13 protein-coding genes are annotated in these 14,674 nt (G+C 73.4%); 9 read left to right on the top strand and 4 right to left on the bottom strand.

Going from position 1 to position 14,674, the window contains the following annotated elements; genetic code table 11:
- Nucleotides 1-51 precede the first annotated feature (51 nt).
- The 4 genes from ACIQMJ_RS17760 (at nucleotide 52) to ACIQMJ_RS17745 (ending at nucleotide 3,908) form a co-directional block, all read left to right on the top strand.
- Nucleotides 52-900: a glycosyltransferase gene (locus ACIQMJ_RS17760; protein ID WP_499762049.1), complete on the top strand. Its 849-nt coding sequence runs from the start codon at nucleotides 52-54 to the stop codon at nucleotides 898-900.
- Nucleotides 897-2,147 carry a hypothetical protein gene (locus ACIQMJ_RS17755; protein WP_499762048.1) on the top strand — a complete coding sequence of 417 codons (1,251 nt, stop codon included), beginning with the start codon at nucleotides 897-899 and terminating at the stop codon, nucleotides 2,145-2,147. The genes ACIQMJ_RS17760 and ACIQMJ_RS17755 overlap by 4 nt, the downstream gene beginning before the upstream one ends.
- Nucleotides 2,148-2,214: 67 nt before the next feature.
- The gene (locus ACIQMJ_RS17750) at nucleotides 2,215-3,534 is read left to right on the top strand and encodes a cytochrome D1 domain-containing protein (protein WP_499762047.1); all 1,320 of its coding nucleotides are present in this window, start codon (nucleotides 2,215-2,217) and stop codon (nucleotides 3,532-3,534) included.
- A 74-nt stretch (nucleotides 3,535-3,608) separates the two neighbouring features.
- On the top strand, nucleotides 3,609-3,908 hold the full coding sequence (locus ACIQMJ_RS17745) for a hypothetical protein (RefSeq protein ID WP_499762046.1): 300 nt from the start codon (nucleotides 3,609-3,611) through the stop codon (nucleotides 3,906-3,908).
- Here ACIQMJ_RS17745 and ACIQMJ_RS17740 read toward each other — a convergent pair.
- Entirely contained in the window at nucleotides 3,896-5,107 is a 1,212-nt protein-coding gene (locus tag ACIQMJ_RS17740) for an MFS transporter (protein WP_499762045.1), read from the bottom strand. The genes ACIQMJ_RS17745 and ACIQMJ_RS17740 overlap by 13 nt on opposite strands.
- 86 nt (nucleotides 5,108-5,193) lie before the next feature.
- Here ACIQMJ_RS17740 and ACIQMJ_RS17735 point away from each other — a divergent pair, with 86 nt between their 5' ends.
- The 3 genes from ACIQMJ_RS17735 to ACIQMJ_RS17725 all read left to right on the top strand — a co-directional run bounded on the left by ACIQMJ_RS17735 (nucleotide 5,194) and on the right by ACIQMJ_RS17725 (nucleotide 9,805).
- Nucleotides 5,194-6,003 carry a WecB/TagA/CpsF family glycosyltransferase gene (locus tag ACIQMJ_RS17735; protein ID WP_499762044.1) on the top strand — a complete coding sequence of 270 codons (810 nt, stop codon included), beginning with the start codon at nucleotides 5,194-5,196 and terminating at the stop codon, nucleotides 6,001-6,003.
- A gap of 2 nt (nucleotides 6,004-6,005) precedes the next feature.
- On the top strand, nucleotides 6,006-8,048 hold the full coding sequence (locus tag ACIQMJ_RS17730) for a glycosyltransferase (protein WP_499762043.1): 2,043 nt from the start codon (nucleotides 6,006-6,008) through the stop codon (nucleotides 8,046-8,048).
- A 230-nt stretch (nucleotides 8,049-8,278) separates the two neighbouring features.
- Nucleotides 8,279-9,805 (top strand): serine/threonine-protein kinase, encoded by a 1,527-nt coding sequence (locus tag ACIQMJ_RS17725; protein ID WP_499762042.1) that lies wholly within the window; start codon nucleotides 8,279-8,281, stop codon nucleotides 9,803-9,805.
- A gap of 15 nt (nucleotides 9,806-9,820) precedes the next feature.
- Here the strand turns inward: ACIQMJ_RS17725 and ACIQMJ_RS17720 are convergent, their stop codons facing one another.
- Entirely contained in the window at nucleotides 9,821-10,606 is a 786-nt protein-coding gene (locus tag ACIQMJ_RS17720; protein WP_499762041.1) for an enoyl-CoA hydratase/isomerase family protein, read from the bottom strand.
- Nucleotides 10,607-10,712: 106 nt separating this feature from the next.
- On the opposite strand from ACIQMJ_RS17720, the gene ACIQMJ_RS17715 reads away from it, so the two are divergent.
- Together ACIQMJ_RS17715 and ACIQMJ_RS17710 are read left to right on the top strand one after the other, a co-directional pair.
- Nucleotides 10,713-11,150, top strand: a complete 438-nt coding sequence (locus ACIQMJ_RS17715) for a GNAT family N-acetyltransferase (protein ID WP_499762040.1) — start codon at nucleotides 10,713-10,715, stop codon at nucleotides 11,148-11,150.
- Between the two features lie 98 nt (nucleotides 11,151-11,248).
- On the top strand, nucleotides 11,249-11,797 hold the full coding sequence (locus ACIQMJ_RS17710) for a LuxR C-terminal-related transcriptional regulator (RefSeq protein WP_053715935.1): 549 nt from the start codon (nucleotides 11,249-11,251) through the stop codon (nucleotides 11,795-11,797).
- 90 nt (nucleotides 11,798-11,887) lie between these two features.
- Here the strand turns inward: ACIQMJ_RS17710 and ACIQMJ_RS17705 are convergent, their stop codons facing one another.
- Both ACIQMJ_RS17705 and ACIQMJ_RS17700 read right to left on the bottom strand, forming a co-directional pair.
- Entirely contained in the window at nucleotides 11,888-12,343 is a 456-nt protein-coding gene (locus ACIQMJ_RS17705) for a helix-turn-helix transcriptional regulator (RefSeq protein ID WP_499762458.1), read from the bottom strand.
- A gap of 335 nt (nucleotides 12,344-12,678) precedes the next feature.
- Nucleotides 12,679-14,607, bottom strand: a complete 1,929-nt coding sequence (locus tag ACIQMJ_RS17700; RefSeq protein ID WP_499762039.1) for an ATP-binding protein — start codon at nucleotides 14,605-14,607, stop codon at nucleotides 12,679-12,681.
- Nucleotides 14,608-14,674: the final 67 nt, after the last annotated feature.

Below are 14,674 nucleotides of genomic sequence, written 5' to 3'. Positions count from 1 at the left end.
CCCCGATCCCGATGTAGGGGACATACGGGAAGGGGTTCCATGGACCACGTCGTGCTGACGCGTTTCAACCTGCCGTCCGTGGGCGCGGAGAGCGTCGTGCGGGCGCGGGAGGGGTGGTTGACCGAACGCGTCGGACTGTTCGAGCGGTACTGCCTGCCTTCGGTGGCGGCGCAGACGTCCTCGAACTTCCGGTGGCTCATCTACTTCGACCCGGAGAGCCCGCGGTGGCTCAAGGATCGCATCGAGGCGCACGGCGACGCGTACACGCCGGTGTTCCGCACGCAGGTGAGCCGGGACGAGCTGGTCGGGGACGTCTCGGCGCTGTTCCCGGTCAAGGGCGACGAGCTGATCACCAGCAACCTCGACAACGACGACGGCCTGGCCGCGGACTTCGTGGCCCGGGTGCAGGCCGAGCGGTCCACGGGCCGCCGCACCGCCCTCTACCTGGCCAACGGGCTCGTCAAGAGCCCGACCGGGCTGTTCGCCCACCACGACCGGGACAACGCGTTCGCGTCGGTGCGGGAGAGCTGGACCGACCCGGTGACGTGCTGGGCCGACTGGCACAACCGGCTGCACCAGCACGCCGAGGTGGTGTCGCTGGGCGGGCCGCCCGGCTGGCTCCAGGTCGTGCACGGCGGCAACGTGAGCAACCGCACGCGCGGCCGGCTGGTGGCGCCCGCGCCGTACCGGGCGCTGTTCGGCGCGGCGCTGGACGACGTGCCCGAGCCCGCCGGCGGTCTGCTGGCCCGGGACCGGTTCGTCGGCCACCCGCTGCGCACGGCCCGCGACGGCGCGCGGTACCTGGCCAAGACCGCGGCGCAGCGGCTGCTCGGCCCCGGCGGCTTCGAGCGGGCGAAGCAGGTGCTGGCCGCGCGCGGGCGGGTCCGGGCGCCGCGGTGACCAGGACCGCCGTGCTGGCGGCGCTGACCCTCGCCCTGACCGCGTGCACGGCCGAGGCGCCACGGCCGGCCGACCCGCCGCCGGTCCCCGCGAGCCCGTCCGTCGACTACTACGAGAAGTGGGCCAACGGGCCCAACCCCACCGGCGACCCGACCGTCTTCCCGATCAACGTCTGGATGCAGGACCCGTCGGGCATCGAGAACGGCGAGAAGCTCGGCCGCGCCTACCCGAGGATCGGCATCGACGCCGGCATCGGGCTGTGGGAGGACGAGTGGTGGTACCTGCGCCAGGAGGGCCTGCACGAGACCGACTGGCGCGTCTACGTGGACGGCACGCGCGTGGACGCCGTCCTGGCCGACACCGCGCACGCCCGCAACTACATCGGCTACCTGATCGCCGACGAGCCGGACATGACCAAGGTCTACGGCGACGTGTTCCACCCCGACATGCAGCCGTCGGCGATCGTGAAGGCCGCCGACGCGGTGCGCGCCAAGGACCCGTCCCGGCCGACGTACCTCAACTTCAGCCCCTGGATGGGCACGCCCACCGGCGAGGTCGGCTACGGCTACGTCGAGAAGTCGTACGAAGAGGACATGCGCACCTACTGCTCGGCCGCGGACATCGCGTCGGCCGACTACTACGGCTGGACGCACCCCGACCGAGACCACACCGTCGGCGCGTACAGCTACGGGCAGGTCATCGACACCATGCGCAAGTGGTGCGGGCCGGACAAGCCGCTGTACGGGTTCGTCGAGACCGGGCACCCGCACGACCGCGGCGAGACCATCGAGCCGGACCAGCTCGAAGCGGCGGTGTGGAACACCGTCCTGCACGGCGCGACCGGCATCAACTACTTCGCGCACAGCTTCCACACCGACGGCACGGGGGAGTACTCCAGCGTCCTGACCCGCCCGGCGATCACCGCCCGGGTCGCCGCCGTCAACGCGCGGCTGAAGTCGCTCGCGCCGGTGCTCAACGCGCCGAACCTGCCGGGCGTCACGGCGTCGAGCGACAACGGCATCCCGGTGTCCGCGCTCCACAAGCAGGTCGGTGACGCGCGATGGGTGCTGGCGCAGCCGGACGGCACCAAGGAGCACCCGCGCAGCCTCGCCGCCCGCGTCACGCTGACCGTGCCGGTGTCGTCGGGCACCGCCGAGGTGGTGGACGAGGACCGGACCGTGCCGATCGTGGCCGGCCGCATCGTGGACGACTTCGGTCCGTACCAGTTCCGCGCGTACCGGTTCTGACCGGCTAACAGGGCAGCGCCCCTCGCCGATGGGAGCACTGCGAGCCGCGAACCCCTGGAGGCCGACAGTGCTGCTCAGACAGATCCGCAAGGCGACGGCGGCGTGCGGCGTGATCGCGTTGGGAGCGGCGCTGCTGCTCCTGCCGCCCGGGACGGCGGTCGCCGAGGGCCCGGTGCGCGTGCTCGGGTACGTCGCCAACAACGGCGGCGGCGTGTCGGTGCTCGACACCGCGACGAACGCCGTCACCACGACCCTCATCGACTCCACCGGCGATTCGCCCTACGGCGTCGGCGTCGCGTTCGACGGCACGCGCGGGTACGTGACGAACGTGCGCGACGACACGCTGACGGTCATCGACACGCCGACCAACACCGTCGACGCGGCCGTGCCGGTCGGCGACGGTCCCGCCGGTGTCGTGGTGTCGCCGTCCGGCGGCCACGTGTACGTGTCGAACTACCTGGCGGGCACGGTGTCGGTGGTGGACGCGGCGACGTTGGCGACCACCGAGACCATCCCGGTGGGCGCGAACGCGGACGGCATCGCGATCACTCCGGACGGCAAGCGGCTCTACGTGGCGCACGACGTGGTCGGGCCGGGCACGGTGTCCGTGGTCGACACCGCGACCAACACCGAGGTCGCCGAGATCCCCACCGGCAACACGCCGACCGCGGTGGCCGTGACGCCGGACGGCGCGAAGCTGGTCGTGGTCAACAAGTTCTCGAACAACGTGACCGTGGTCGACACCGCGACCAACGCCGTGATCGGCACGGTCCCGGTGAGCTTCATCCCGCACGGCGTCGCGATCTCGCCCGACGGCGGGCGCGCGTACGTGACCAACAGCGAGGGCCACAGCCTGTCCGTGGTGGACATCGCCGGGCTGGTCCCGGTCGCGCAGATCCCGGTGGGCAGCAGGCCGATCAGCGTGGCGCTGACCCCGGACGGCGGCAGGGCGTACGTGACGAACTACAACAGCGGCACGGTGTCCATCGTGGACACCACCACCCTCGCGGTCGTCGGCACGGCGCCGGTGGGCGTCAACCCGGTGGGCATCGCGATCCACGCCGTCCCGCCGGCCCCGACCGAGCTCACCGCGGGCCACGCGCAACTGCACCTGCGCCTGCTGGGCTTCACCGCGCGCGGCTTGGACGCCACGCTCACCGAGTCGCACACGGGCAAGCCGGTGGCGGGCAAGCAGATCACGTTCCGCACGGTCAAGGGCCACCCGCTGTGCACCGCCACCACGAACGCCTACGGCAAGGCGCAATGCGACGCCAACGTGCCCTTGTTGGTCGGCCTGGCCACCCTGCTCCAGGGCTACACCGCGAGCCACCCCGGCGACCTGACCCACGGCCGTTCGGTGGCACACGGTCGGATCGGCCTGCTCTGACCGCGTGTAGCGACCACCGCTGACCGCTGACGGGCACCCCCAGGAGGAACCGAACCGACCTCCTGGGGGTGGACGTGCGCTTCCGATCCGGTGGTGGACTCGACCTGGCCGAGGACCAGGACCCCGACCGCTTCCCGACGGAGCGCTCGCGGAGCCGGGCCATCGGCTTCGACCGCTGGTCGGGTCGGCACCCACTCCTGATCACGCTGCTGACCGGTGTCGGCCTGTCCGCCCTGGTGTGGTTGGCCCTGCTCAACACACCCGAAGACAGGTTCGCCTTCCGCCTGGTGGTCTACAGCGCCGTGGTGGTCGCCGCGATGGCCCAGATCGGCCGGCTGGCGCTCAAGGCGAGCAAGAGGTACTACCGCCGCTGAGCGTTGAGCCACCAGGCGACCGCGACCGCCACGAGCAGCGAGCCGATCGCCGCGTGCACCGCCGCGCCGAACGCGGCGAACTGGAGCAGCAGGCCGAACGCCACGGACGACACCAGCCGGGCCAGCGCCTGCCCCGTCTGCACCACCGCCAGGCCGGACGCCCGCAGCGACTCCGGCACGAGCGCGCTCACCCGGGCGGACAGGACGCCGTCCGTCGCGGCGTAGAACAGGCCGTGCAGCACCAAGGCCGCGCCGACGCCGAAGTACCCCGTGCCAGGGGCCAGCAGCAGCACGTACACGGCCAGCAGCAGCACGTGCCCGCCCAGGAACACCCGCCACCGGCCGACCCGGTCCGCCAACCGCCCCACCGGCGTGGCGGCCACCAGGAACACCAGCGCGGTGCCCAGCGGCAGCAGCGGCAGCAGGTGCAGCGGCGCGTCCGTCGCCTTCTGCACCAGGACGAACACGAACGCGTCCGACAACGTCGCGAGGCCCAGCACCGCCGCCCCGACCGCCAACCGCCGGTACGCCGCCTCCCGCAGCAGCGCGAAGCCCGCCCGCAACGACGGGCGCGGTCCGGTCGAGGCGGGCCGCGGGTTCTCCCGCACGAACGCCACCAGGACGATCAGCCCCACCACCGCGAAGCACGCGCTCACCACGAACACCGGCCCCGCCACCGTGCCCACCCAGTACAGCAGCGCGAACGTCACCAGCGGCCCGAGCAGCGCGCCCACCGTGTCCATGCTCCGGTGCACCCCGAACGCCGCGCCCAACCGGTCCGGCGGCGTGGCCAACGAGATCAACGCGTCGCGCGGCGCGGTGCGCAGCCCCTTGCCCGCGCGGTCGGCCGCCATGGTCGCGCCGATCCCGAACGCCGACGCGCCCACGAGCGGGAAGATGAGCTTCGTCACCGCCGACAGCCCGTAACCGGCCGCCGCGACCGCCTTGTGCCGGTGCGTCCGGTCCGAGACGTGCCCGCCGACGAGCCGCAGCACGGCCGTGGCACCGGTGTACAGGCCGTCCAGCAGACCGAACTGGGCGTAGCCCACGTTGAGCGTGAACAGCAGGTAGACCGGCATGAACGCGGTGACCATCTCGGCCGACACGTCGGTCAGCAGGCTCACCGCGCCGAGCGCGACCACCGTGCCCGGCACCTTGCCCCTGACCCGCTCGCCAGGCCGGGCGGACGCTACGTACATGCACCCGATATCGGTCACGTGCGGTGACCGTTACCGCCGTCCGGGCCCGTCGTAACGGGGACCACCCCGAACCCGATGACGCGGGTATGCCGGACATCCCGCAGCCCCGCGTCCGCGTGGGCGCCGTCGACGTGTGGTCCGTCCGCGAGTCCGGCGTCGCCGACCACGTCGCCGAAGCGTGGCGGCGGTCCGAGGGCGGGGCGATCGTCACGGCCAACGTGGACATCGTGCGCGCCGCGACCCGCCGCCCCGAGCTGGCCGCGCTGATCGCCGAGTCCGAGCTCGTGGTGGCCGACGGCATGCCGGTGGTGTGGGCGGGTCGGCTCGCGGGCGTCCCGCTGCCCGAGCGCGTGACCGGCTCGTCGCTGGTGTTCACCCTCGCCGGAGCCGCCGCCCGCGAAGGCAGGTCGGTCTACCTGCTCGGCGGTGAGCCGGGCGTGCCGGAGAAGGCCGCCGACGTGCTGCGCGCCCGCTACCCCGGGCTGCGCGTCGCGGGCACGGCCTCGCCGCCGTTCGGGTTCGACGCCTCCTCCGCCACCACCGCCGCGACCGTCGCGGAGGTGGTGGCGGCCGCGCCGGACCTGGTCCTCGTCGGCCTCGGCTTCCCCAAGCAGGAGAACCTCATCCGCCTGCTGCGCGCCGACCTGCCGCGGGCGTGGTTCCTCGGCTGCGGCGCGGGCATCCCGATGGCCGCGGGCGAGTTCCGGCGCGCCTCGGGCGTGGTGCAGAAGCTGGGCGCGGAGTGGCTGCACCGCCTCGCGCTCGAACCGCGCCGCCTGGCCAAGCGCTACCTGCGCGACGACCTGCCGTTCGCGTTCCGCCTGCTCGGGGGCGCGCTGCGCACCCGCTTCCGCCGCTCGGCCGCAGGTGGCGCCGGCACTCGGATCGGGGAGTAGAAGTGCCGCTTGCCGTCGTCATCGTGACCTACCACAGCGCCGAGGTCGTCGAAGAGTGCCTGGAGTCCGTCGCCGTCGCGCTGGAGTCCATTGCGGACAGCCGGGTCGTGGTGGTGGACAACGCTTCCGGTGACGACACGCTGGCGATCGTCGCCCGCGTCGCCCCGCACGCGCAGGTCGTCGCCCGCGCCTCCAACGACGGCTTCGCGGCGGGCGTCAACGCCGGGTTCGCCGCCGCGCCGGACTGCGACGTGCTGGTGCTCAACCCGGACGTCCGCCTGCACCGCGACGCCGTCGCCATGCTGCGCGCCGCGCTCGCGCTGCCCGGCACCGGGATCGCCGTGCCGCGGCTCGCGGGCCTGGACGGCGCGCCGCAGCTGTCGTTGCGCCGCGCCCCGAACCCGTTGCGCGCGTTGGGCGAAGCGGTCCTCGGCGGCACGCGGGCGGGGCGGCGCGAAGCGCTCGGGGAGCTGGTCGTGGAGCCCATCCGGTACGAGACGGCGGGCACGGCGGACTGGGCGACCGGCGCGGCGTGGCTGATCTCGCGCGAGGCGCGGGAGGCGACCGGTGCGCTGGAAGAGCGGTACTTCCTGTACTCGGAGGAGACCGAGTACATGTTGCGCGCGGGCAAGCGCGGGTACGGCATCCGCTACGAGCCGCGGGCGCGGGCCGTGCACCTGGGCGGCGAGCAGTCGACGTCACCGGTGCTGTGGTCGATGGCGACGACGAACCGCGTCCGGATGGTCCGCGAGCGCCACGGCCGGTCGGCCGCGTTCGCCATGTGGTGCGCCGTGCTGCTGAACGAGCTGCTGCGCGTGCCGCGCGGCGTCAAGCACCGCAAGGCCGTCGGTGACCTGCTGCGGTGGCGGCGGTGGCCGGAGCGCCCCGGCGCGGGCCCCGAACCCGGCTGGGTGTGCTTCTCCGCGCAGGACTGGTGGTACCACAACCGGGCGCACTCGGACTTCCAGCTGATGCGGTCGATGGCCGCGCACCGCCGGGTGCTCGTGGTCAACAGCATCGGCATGCGGATGCCCACCCGCGGCAACAGCACGCACGTGTCCCGGCGCGTCCTGCGCAAGCTGCGCAGCGTGGCCAAGTTCGTGCGCCGCCCGATGCCCGAGTTCTACGTCATGTCGCCGCTGCCCCTGCCGTTCTACGGCTCGCCGCTGCTGCGCCGGGTCAACGCCGTGCTGGTCCGCACGCAGGTCCGGCTGGTGGCCCGCGCGCTGGGCCTCCGGACGCCGGTGATCATGGTCACCATCCCGACCGCGTGGGACGTGGTCGCCCCGATGCGCCGGCACCGCCTGGTGTTCAACCGCTCGGACCGGCACTCGGACTTCCCGGAGGCCGACCGGGCGTCGATCGAGGCGCTGGAGAACCAGCTCCTGGCGCACGCCGACCACGTCGTGTACGTCAGCCACGCGCTGATGGCCGAGGAGCTGCCGCGCACCGGCCACCGGGCGCACTTCCTCGACCACGGCGTGGACGTCGACCACTTCGCGGCGCGGCCGGAGTCCGAGTGGCCGGACGACGTGCGCGCGATCCCCGGCCCGCGCGTCGGCTTCTTCGGGGCGCTGGACGACTTCGTGGTCGACTTCGACCTGCTGGAACGCGTCGCCGCCGAGCTGCCGCAGGCGTCCCTGGTGCTGATCGGGGACGCGACGCACCCGATGGAGCGCTTCGCGAAGTACCCGAACGTGCACTGGCTCGGGTTCCGCCGCTACAGCCTGATCCCGGCCTACGGCTCGGCGTTCGACGTGGCGATCATGCCGTGGCAGGACAACGACTGGATCAAGCGGTCGAACCCGATCAAGCTGAAGGAGTACCTGGCCCTGGGCCTGCCGGTGGTCAGCACCGACTTCGCCGAGCTGGCGGGCTACACCGACCGCGTCCGCGTCGCCCGCACCCACGCGGAGTTCGTCGACGCCCTGCGCGCCACCCTGATCGCCAGCCCCCTGCTCCCTCCCGCCGCCCTGCGCGCCTCCGTCCACCCCCACTCCTGGCACGCCCGCACCCGCACCCTCCTGACCCTGACCACCCCGTGAGTCGAACCTCCAGGCCCCGAGAGTCGAACACTCAGGTCCCGTGAGTCCTACGTTCGGAACGCGTGTGTCCTACGTTCAGGACCCCTGAGTTCAACGCTCAGGACGCGCCGCCCCGGTCCTGAGGCCCGCTCGACTCCGCGACCCCGGCCGAGGTTGCGCGACTGTGGTCTGCGCCGCGAACCTCGCCGTCCGGCCCAAGCGGGGTGGCCGGCACATCTAGTGTGGGTGTCGTGCAGCCACTGCCCCCGAACGCCCCGTCGCGGATCGGCGACTACACGCTGCTCGCCGCCCTCGGCCGCGGCGCGATGGGGTCGGTCTACCTGGCGCGGTCACGCGGCGGGCGGCCGATCGCGGTCAAGGTCGCCCGCGCCGAGCTGGCCGACAACCCGCCGTTCCGCGAGCGCTTCCGCCGCGAGGTCGAGATGGCACGCGCGGTCGGCGGCTTCTGGACCGCCACCGTCGTGGACGCCGACCCCGACGCCGAACGGCCGTGGATGGCCACCGAGTACATCCCCGGCCCGAGCCTCCAGCAGGCCGTCCAGGACCACGGCCCCCTGCCGGAACGGGCCGTGCGCCGCCTCGCGGGCGGCCTGGCCGAGGCGCTGGTCGCGATCCACAACGCGGGCCTGGTGCACCGCGACCTCAAGCCGTCGAACGTGCTGCTGGCCGACGACGGCCCCCGCGTGATCGACTTCGGCATCGCCCGCGCCCTGGAGCACTCCGCGCTCACCGAAGCGGGCATCGTGTTCGGCACGCCCGGTTACCTGTCACCCGAGCAGGTCATCGGCCAGCAGATCACCACCCAGAGCGACGTGTTCGCGCTCGGCTCGGTGCTGGTCTACGCCGCGACCGGCGGTGGCCCGTTCGGCGAGGGCGCCACGTCCGCGCTGGTCTACCGCGTGGTCCACCAGGAGCCGGACCTGTCCCGCGTGCCGCAGGGGCTGGTGCCCCTGATCGTGCCGTGCCTGGTCCGCGAACCGGCGAACCGGCCGACGCCCGCGCGGCTGCTGGAGGCCATCGGCCCGCCGTCCAGCGAACCGTCGTGGCTGCCCGAACGCGTCCGCACCATGGTCGAGCAGCGGCACACCGAGCTGGGCCGACTGCCCGCGAAGCCGCCGACGCGGGTCATGGTGGACGACCCGCCGCCCAAACCGCCGACCCTCGTCGCACCCACGCCCGCAGCCGCGCCGGTACCCACCCCGGCGGCGGTCCCGGTCCGGATCACCCCGGAACCGAAGGAGGTCCGCCCCACCGGCGTCCGGTTCAAGACCTCGCGCGCCGTGGGCCTGAGCTGGGCCGGGGCGAACGTGCTGGCAGCGGTCGTGACGGCCTCCATCGCCGACCCCGCCGCCGGTGCGCCCGGCGCGGTGCGGCTGGCCGCGTTCATCGCGTTCCTCGCGTTCGCGGTGGCGGCCATCCGCCTCCTGATCGGCGTCGCCCGCTCACCGCTCACCCTCGACGTCGGCCCCGACGGCATCACGCTGGCCAACGGCACGGAGAACCGCCGCCTCCCGTGGTACGCCATCGCCCGGGTCAAGGTCGAGGCCCACCACGCCCGCCCGTGGCTCGTGGTCTGGCTGGTCCCGGCCGCCAAGACCCCGGACACGCTGGGACGCGGCAGCTTCACCAAGCACAAGGGCGGCCTGCGCGTCTACCCGATCTCGCACGAGCGCTACCGCAAGCGCCGGGACCGGGACGTGGTCGAGCTGCGCTCCGCCCTCGCCTGGTACGGCTCCGCCGCCTACGACCCCCGGTGAGGTGCCCCCGGCGGCTCAGCGACCGCTGAACGTCGCCTTGCCCGGCCCGTCGGCCAGGAACGACCGCACCGCGCCGCGCAGGTCCTCGGTGTCGAACAGCTCGGCGGCGATCGAGGTGACGTGCTCGTTCGCCTCGGCCACCCCGCCGCTCTCGAAGTGCGCCAGCACCCGCTTGGTCGCCGCGTGCGCCACCGTCGGCCCGGTCGCCAGCGCCAGCGTGAACTCCAGCGCCGCGTCGTCGAACCCCTCGTCCGGCAGCACCCGGTTGACCACGCCCCACCGCTCCAGCGTGGCCGCGTCGTAGCGCTCGCCGGTCATCACGAACTCCTTGGCCCGCCCCACGCCCGCCCGCGCGGCCAGCCGCTGCGTGCCGCCCATGGTCGGGGTGAGCCCGACGACCTTCTCCACCAACCCGAACCTCGCCCGGTGCGCGGCCAGCACGATGTCGCACGCCACCGCGACCTCGAACGCCCACGTCAGGCACAGCCCGTGCGCGGCGAACACGGTCGGGAACGGCAGCGCGGCCACCCGGTCGGTCAGCTCCAGCATCCGGTCCAGCAGGGCCTTGGCCTGCGCGGACGTCTTCTGCGCGGCGAACAGGCCCACGTCGACGCCGCCGCTGACGACCTTGCCCTCGAAGCGGATCAGCAACGCCCGCGCGGGCCGTCGCTCCAGGTCCTCGACCGCCGCGTCGAGCAGGTCCTGCAGCTCGGCGGTGTAGAGGTTCAGCGGGGGAGCGTCGACGGTGAGCACGGCCAGCCCCACGGCGTCCCGCTCCAGCCGGACCTGTTGCGCAACCACGGGCCCGCACTTTACACGCGTCCGGAATGCCGAAAAGCATGTGTCCGAATGGCCCAGTGGGGGTGAGAATCCGCCCATGAGTTCCTGGACCGTTCAACCCGAGCCGGTGGACAGCCCGACCGCCGTGGCGGTGATCCGCACCTACCTGGCGGACATCATCGCCCGCTACTACGGGCGGCCCGCCACGCCGGCGGAGGTCGACCTGGCCATCGCCGACGACCCGACCGACGACCTGGTCCGGTTCTTCGTCGGCCGGCACGGCGGGCAGGTGCGAGGGTGCGTCGGGTTTCGCCTGGTAGACCGCGAAACGGCGGAGATGAAGCGGATGTTCGTCGATCCGGCCGCCCGCGGCACCGGCGGCGGCGCGGCGCTGCTCGCCGCGGTCGAGGAGGCCGCCGTCTCATTTGGCGCTTCGGCCATTCGCCTCGACACCCGTACTGACCTGGTCGAAGCGCGGGCGTTGTACGCCAAGCACGGCTACCGTGAGGTGCCCGCGTTCAACAGCGACCGCTATGCGGAGCACTGGTTCGAAAAGCGGCTATAGGGGCCATTGGGTTCCCATATCACTGTTGTGATGTGTCTCACTTGACACTGAATAAACGCCCCAGTTGAGTATGTGGCGAAAGTCGGCCGCGGAATGAAATGGGGATCAGTCCAGTGGCTTTCGCCGTTGAGTTGACATTTCGTGATGCGCGCCAGGTGCGGAGATCCATTCATCTCGCACACCGGGAATATTGGCGTCCGTTAGCCGAGCAGGGAGTGCTCGTCGGGACCGGCCCCTGGGCCGATGGTTCCGGCGTGCTGCTCATCGTGCAGGTGCCCGACGACGCCGCAGCCCGGGACCTGGTGCGCGGTGACCCGTACGTGCGATCGCAGTCGATCGCAGAGGTGCGCATACGCCAGTGGCACGTGCTGCTGGGTGTGCCGGAAGGTGAGCGCGTGCCGGGCATCGTCCGGCCGCGCGACGGGCAGAGCGCCGAAGCGCGCTCGCGCGAGCCGTTGACGCCGCACGAGCACCGGATCGCGCTGATGATGTTGGAGGGCATGACGAACCGGCAGATCGCCGAGCACTTCTCGGTGTCGACCCGGGCCGTCGAACTCCACATCACCCGCATCTACCGCAAGCTCGACATCGGCAGGCGGGCCCAGCTCGCCGCGGCGATGCCGTGGGGCCAGCGCTCGTACCTCTAGGCGCACGTACCGGTCGAACGCAGTGACGCGAGGGCCGACGGGGCGATCCCCGCCGGTCCTCGCGGCGTTCCGGCCCGGGACGGGCCCGCGTCAGGCCGGCAGGTCCGCCCGCGACGCCACGCCGAGCTTGCGCAGCACCCGCGCCACGTGCTGCTCCACCGTGCGCGGCGCCAGGAACAGCACGTCGGCGATCTCCCGGTTGGTCCGGCCCTGCGCCGGCAGCCGCGCCACGTCCTGCTCACGCGGGGACAACGCGTTGCCGTACCCGCGCCGACCGCGCCGTGACGGCGTCGTCACGCCCGCGCCGCGCACCAGGTGCCGGCACCGCGCCGCGTCACGGCTCGCGCCCAGCGCGTCGGACCGCGCCGCCACCTCGCCCAGCTCGGTCGCCGCCGCGTCGTCACCGCGCTCCAACGCCACCAGCGCGATCCGTTCCGACAACACCGCCGAGCAGTACCGCAGGCCCAGGTCGTCGGCCGCCCGACGCGCTTCCTGGAGCAGGGGCCCGGCGTCGTCGTCCCGCTGCGCCAGGAACGCCCGGTACATCTTCAACGCCACGTGCGCCGGCGGCGCGTCCCGGCCGACCAGCCCGGCGTCGAACTCCTCCACCAGCTTGGCCGCGTCCTCGACCCGCCCGGCGGCGCGGAACGCGTCCACCGCGGCGGGCGCGAGCTCGCCCAACCTCGCCCAGACGCCCTTGCGTCGCGCCAGGTCCAGCCCCCGGTCCGCCTCGGCGCACGCCCGCGCCGGGTCGCCGCGCTCCGACCACAGCCTGGTCAGCGCGGCGAAACCGCCCAGCGCCACCGGCGTGATCGAGTTCTCCACCGACCGCACGCCGCTGTCGGCCAGGTGCCGCTCGGCCGCGTCCCTCTCGCCCCGCGTCACGGCCAGGCATCCCAGCACCAGGTTGATCTCGCCCGCCACCGGCAGCATCTCGCGGTACTCCTCCAGCAGCCGCGCGGCCCGGTCCGCCAACGTGCCCCAGTCGCCGCTGTACCAGTCGAGGTGGATGCCGGTGGACTGGCCGGTGCCCTCGGTGAACGGCACGCCCGCGCCAGGTGCCGCCGGACCGCCACGTCCGCCGCCGTGTCCGGCAGCCGGTCGAGCTCGGCCATCACGGTGTGGTCGCCCACGGACATCCGCGACCCGAGCTGGTTGGCCGGCAACGCGTACCGCACCTGGTCGTCCTCGCACGACGCGATGAACGCCTCCACCTCGCGCAGCCACCGCAGGTGCTCCGCCAGCGGCGTCGCGCCGACGAACGGCTGGGCGAGCACGGCCCGCGCCCGCATCGCCAGGTCCGGCCGCTCGGCCAGCTCCCCGATGGCCTGCTCGGCGACCACGCGCCCGTGCCGCGGCCCGTCGAACTGGCGGATCAGCAGGAAACCGAGGTTCAGCCGCACCTCGCCGCGCGCGGCGGTGGACAGCCGGTGGTCGTCGAGCAGCCGTTCCAGCGTGGCCCGGGGGTCGCGCTGGTCGAGGCCGCCGCGGGCGACCTGGCCGAGCTTCACGGCGAGCCGGTCGACGTCGGCGGGCGTCAGCGACGCCTCGTCCAGCAGGCGCTGGTAGAGGTGGGTCGCGGTGGACGGGTCGCCGACGTCCAGCGCCCGGTCCGCGGCGGCCTCGCCGTGCCGCAGCCAGTCGTGCCGCAGCCCGGCGCGGCGGCTGTGCTCGGCCAGCTGCATGAACGGGCGGGGCGTGGCGTGGTTGAGGGCTCGCAGGGCGCGCAAGTGCAGGCGTTGCCGCTCGGGACCGGTGAGCGTGTCGTAGACGGCCTGCTGGGCGAGGGCGTGGCGGAAGCTATAGCGGACGTCCGAGGTCTCGTGCAGCACGCCGCTGTGCAGGGCGTGGGTGAGCGCGGCGGCCGAGGCCCGTTCCAGGGGGACGGCGGCGACGTCGGCGAGGAGCCGCTCGGTGGCGGGCACGCCGAGCACGGCGGCGGTCTCGGCGACGCGGCGGGCCGTGCCGGGCAGCCTGGCCAGGCGTTGGGCCATCGCGTCGCGCAGCAGCGCGGGCGCCTCGACCTCGTCCAGCAGCCTCCAGTCCGGGCCGTCCAACGCCCGCAGCACCTCCTCGACCACGAACGGGATGCCGGCCGTGCGCTCGTGCAGCCGTGCGGCGAACGCGGCGGGCACGGTGTCCACGTCGAGGATCGCGGCGGTCAGGTCGTGCACGCCGTCGACGTCCAGCGGGGCCGGCTCGACCAGCACGGACGTCACGCCGGCCGGCGGGCGGTAGGCGCGGCCCAGCGGCATGCCGCCGGGCGCGTCCTCGCGGCGGTAGGTGACCAGCGTGGTCAGGTTCGGCGGCGGGTCGGCCATCAGGAAGCGCAGCAGGTGGCGGCACCCGTCGTCGGCCCAGTGCAGGTCCTCCACCACCAGCAGGACCGGGCCGAGCACGGACAGCAGCTCGCGCACCGCCCGGAACAGGTGGTGCCGCTCGTGCCGCGGGTCGTCCGGGCGTTCGGGCGGGTCGGGCAGGTGGCCCGCGAGCTCCGGCACGAGCGGCCTCAGCACGCCCGTCACCGGGCTCAGTGACACCCGGTCCAGGCAGTCGCCCACCGTGCGCAACGCGTCGAGCACCGCGCCGTACGGGAACGGCTCGCGCAGCGGCTGGCAGAACCCGGTGAGCACGCGCAGGTGCCGCACCTCGGGCCGGCCGAGCAGCTCGCGCACCAGCCGGCTCTTGCCGACGCCCGCCTCACCCGCCACCAGCGCCACCGACGGCTGGGCGGCCACCGCGCCCAGCAGCGCGGCCGGCTCGGCACCCCGGCCGACCAGGATCGGAGAGCTGGTTCGGGGTGGCGTCATGCGCACTCCAGGCACTCGCGCGGAGATCGACCGGGCCCCTGTATTGGAACCCGAATCGTTCGGTTCG

The sequence above is a fragment of the Actinosynnema sp. NPDC091369 genome, from assembly GCF_044757065.1.
Classification (GTDB): domain Bacteria; phylum Actinomycetota; class Actinomycetes; order Mycobacteriales; family Pseudonocardiaceae; genus Actinosynnema.
This window is presented reverse-complemented; position numbering and strand designations above follow the sequence as displayed.

Excerpts from the sequence above, each read along its gene's own strand:
- ACIQMJ_RS17710 (WP_053715935.1), top strand. The coding sequence starts at position 11,249 with ATGGGGATCAGTCCAGTGGCTTTCGCCGTTGAGTTGACATTTCGTGAT.
- ACIQMJ_RS17740 (WP_499762045.1), bottom strand. The coding sequence starts at position 5,107 with ATGTACGTAGCGTCCGCCCGGCCTGGCGAGCGGGTCAGGGGCAAGGTG.
- ACIQMJ_RS17705 (WP_499762458.1), bottom strand. The coding sequence starts at position 12,343 with ATGTACCGGGCGTTCCTGGCGCAGCGGGACGACGACGCCGGGCCCCTG.
- ACIQMJ_RS17700 (WP_499762039.1), bottom strand. The coding sequence starts at position 14,607 with ATGACGCCACCCCGAACCAGCTCTCCGATCCTGGTCGGCCGGGGTGCC.
- ACIQMJ_RS17735 (WP_499762044.1), top strand. The coding sequence starts at position 5,194 with ATGCCGGACATCCCGCAGCCCCGCGTCCGCGTGGGCGCCGTCGACGTG.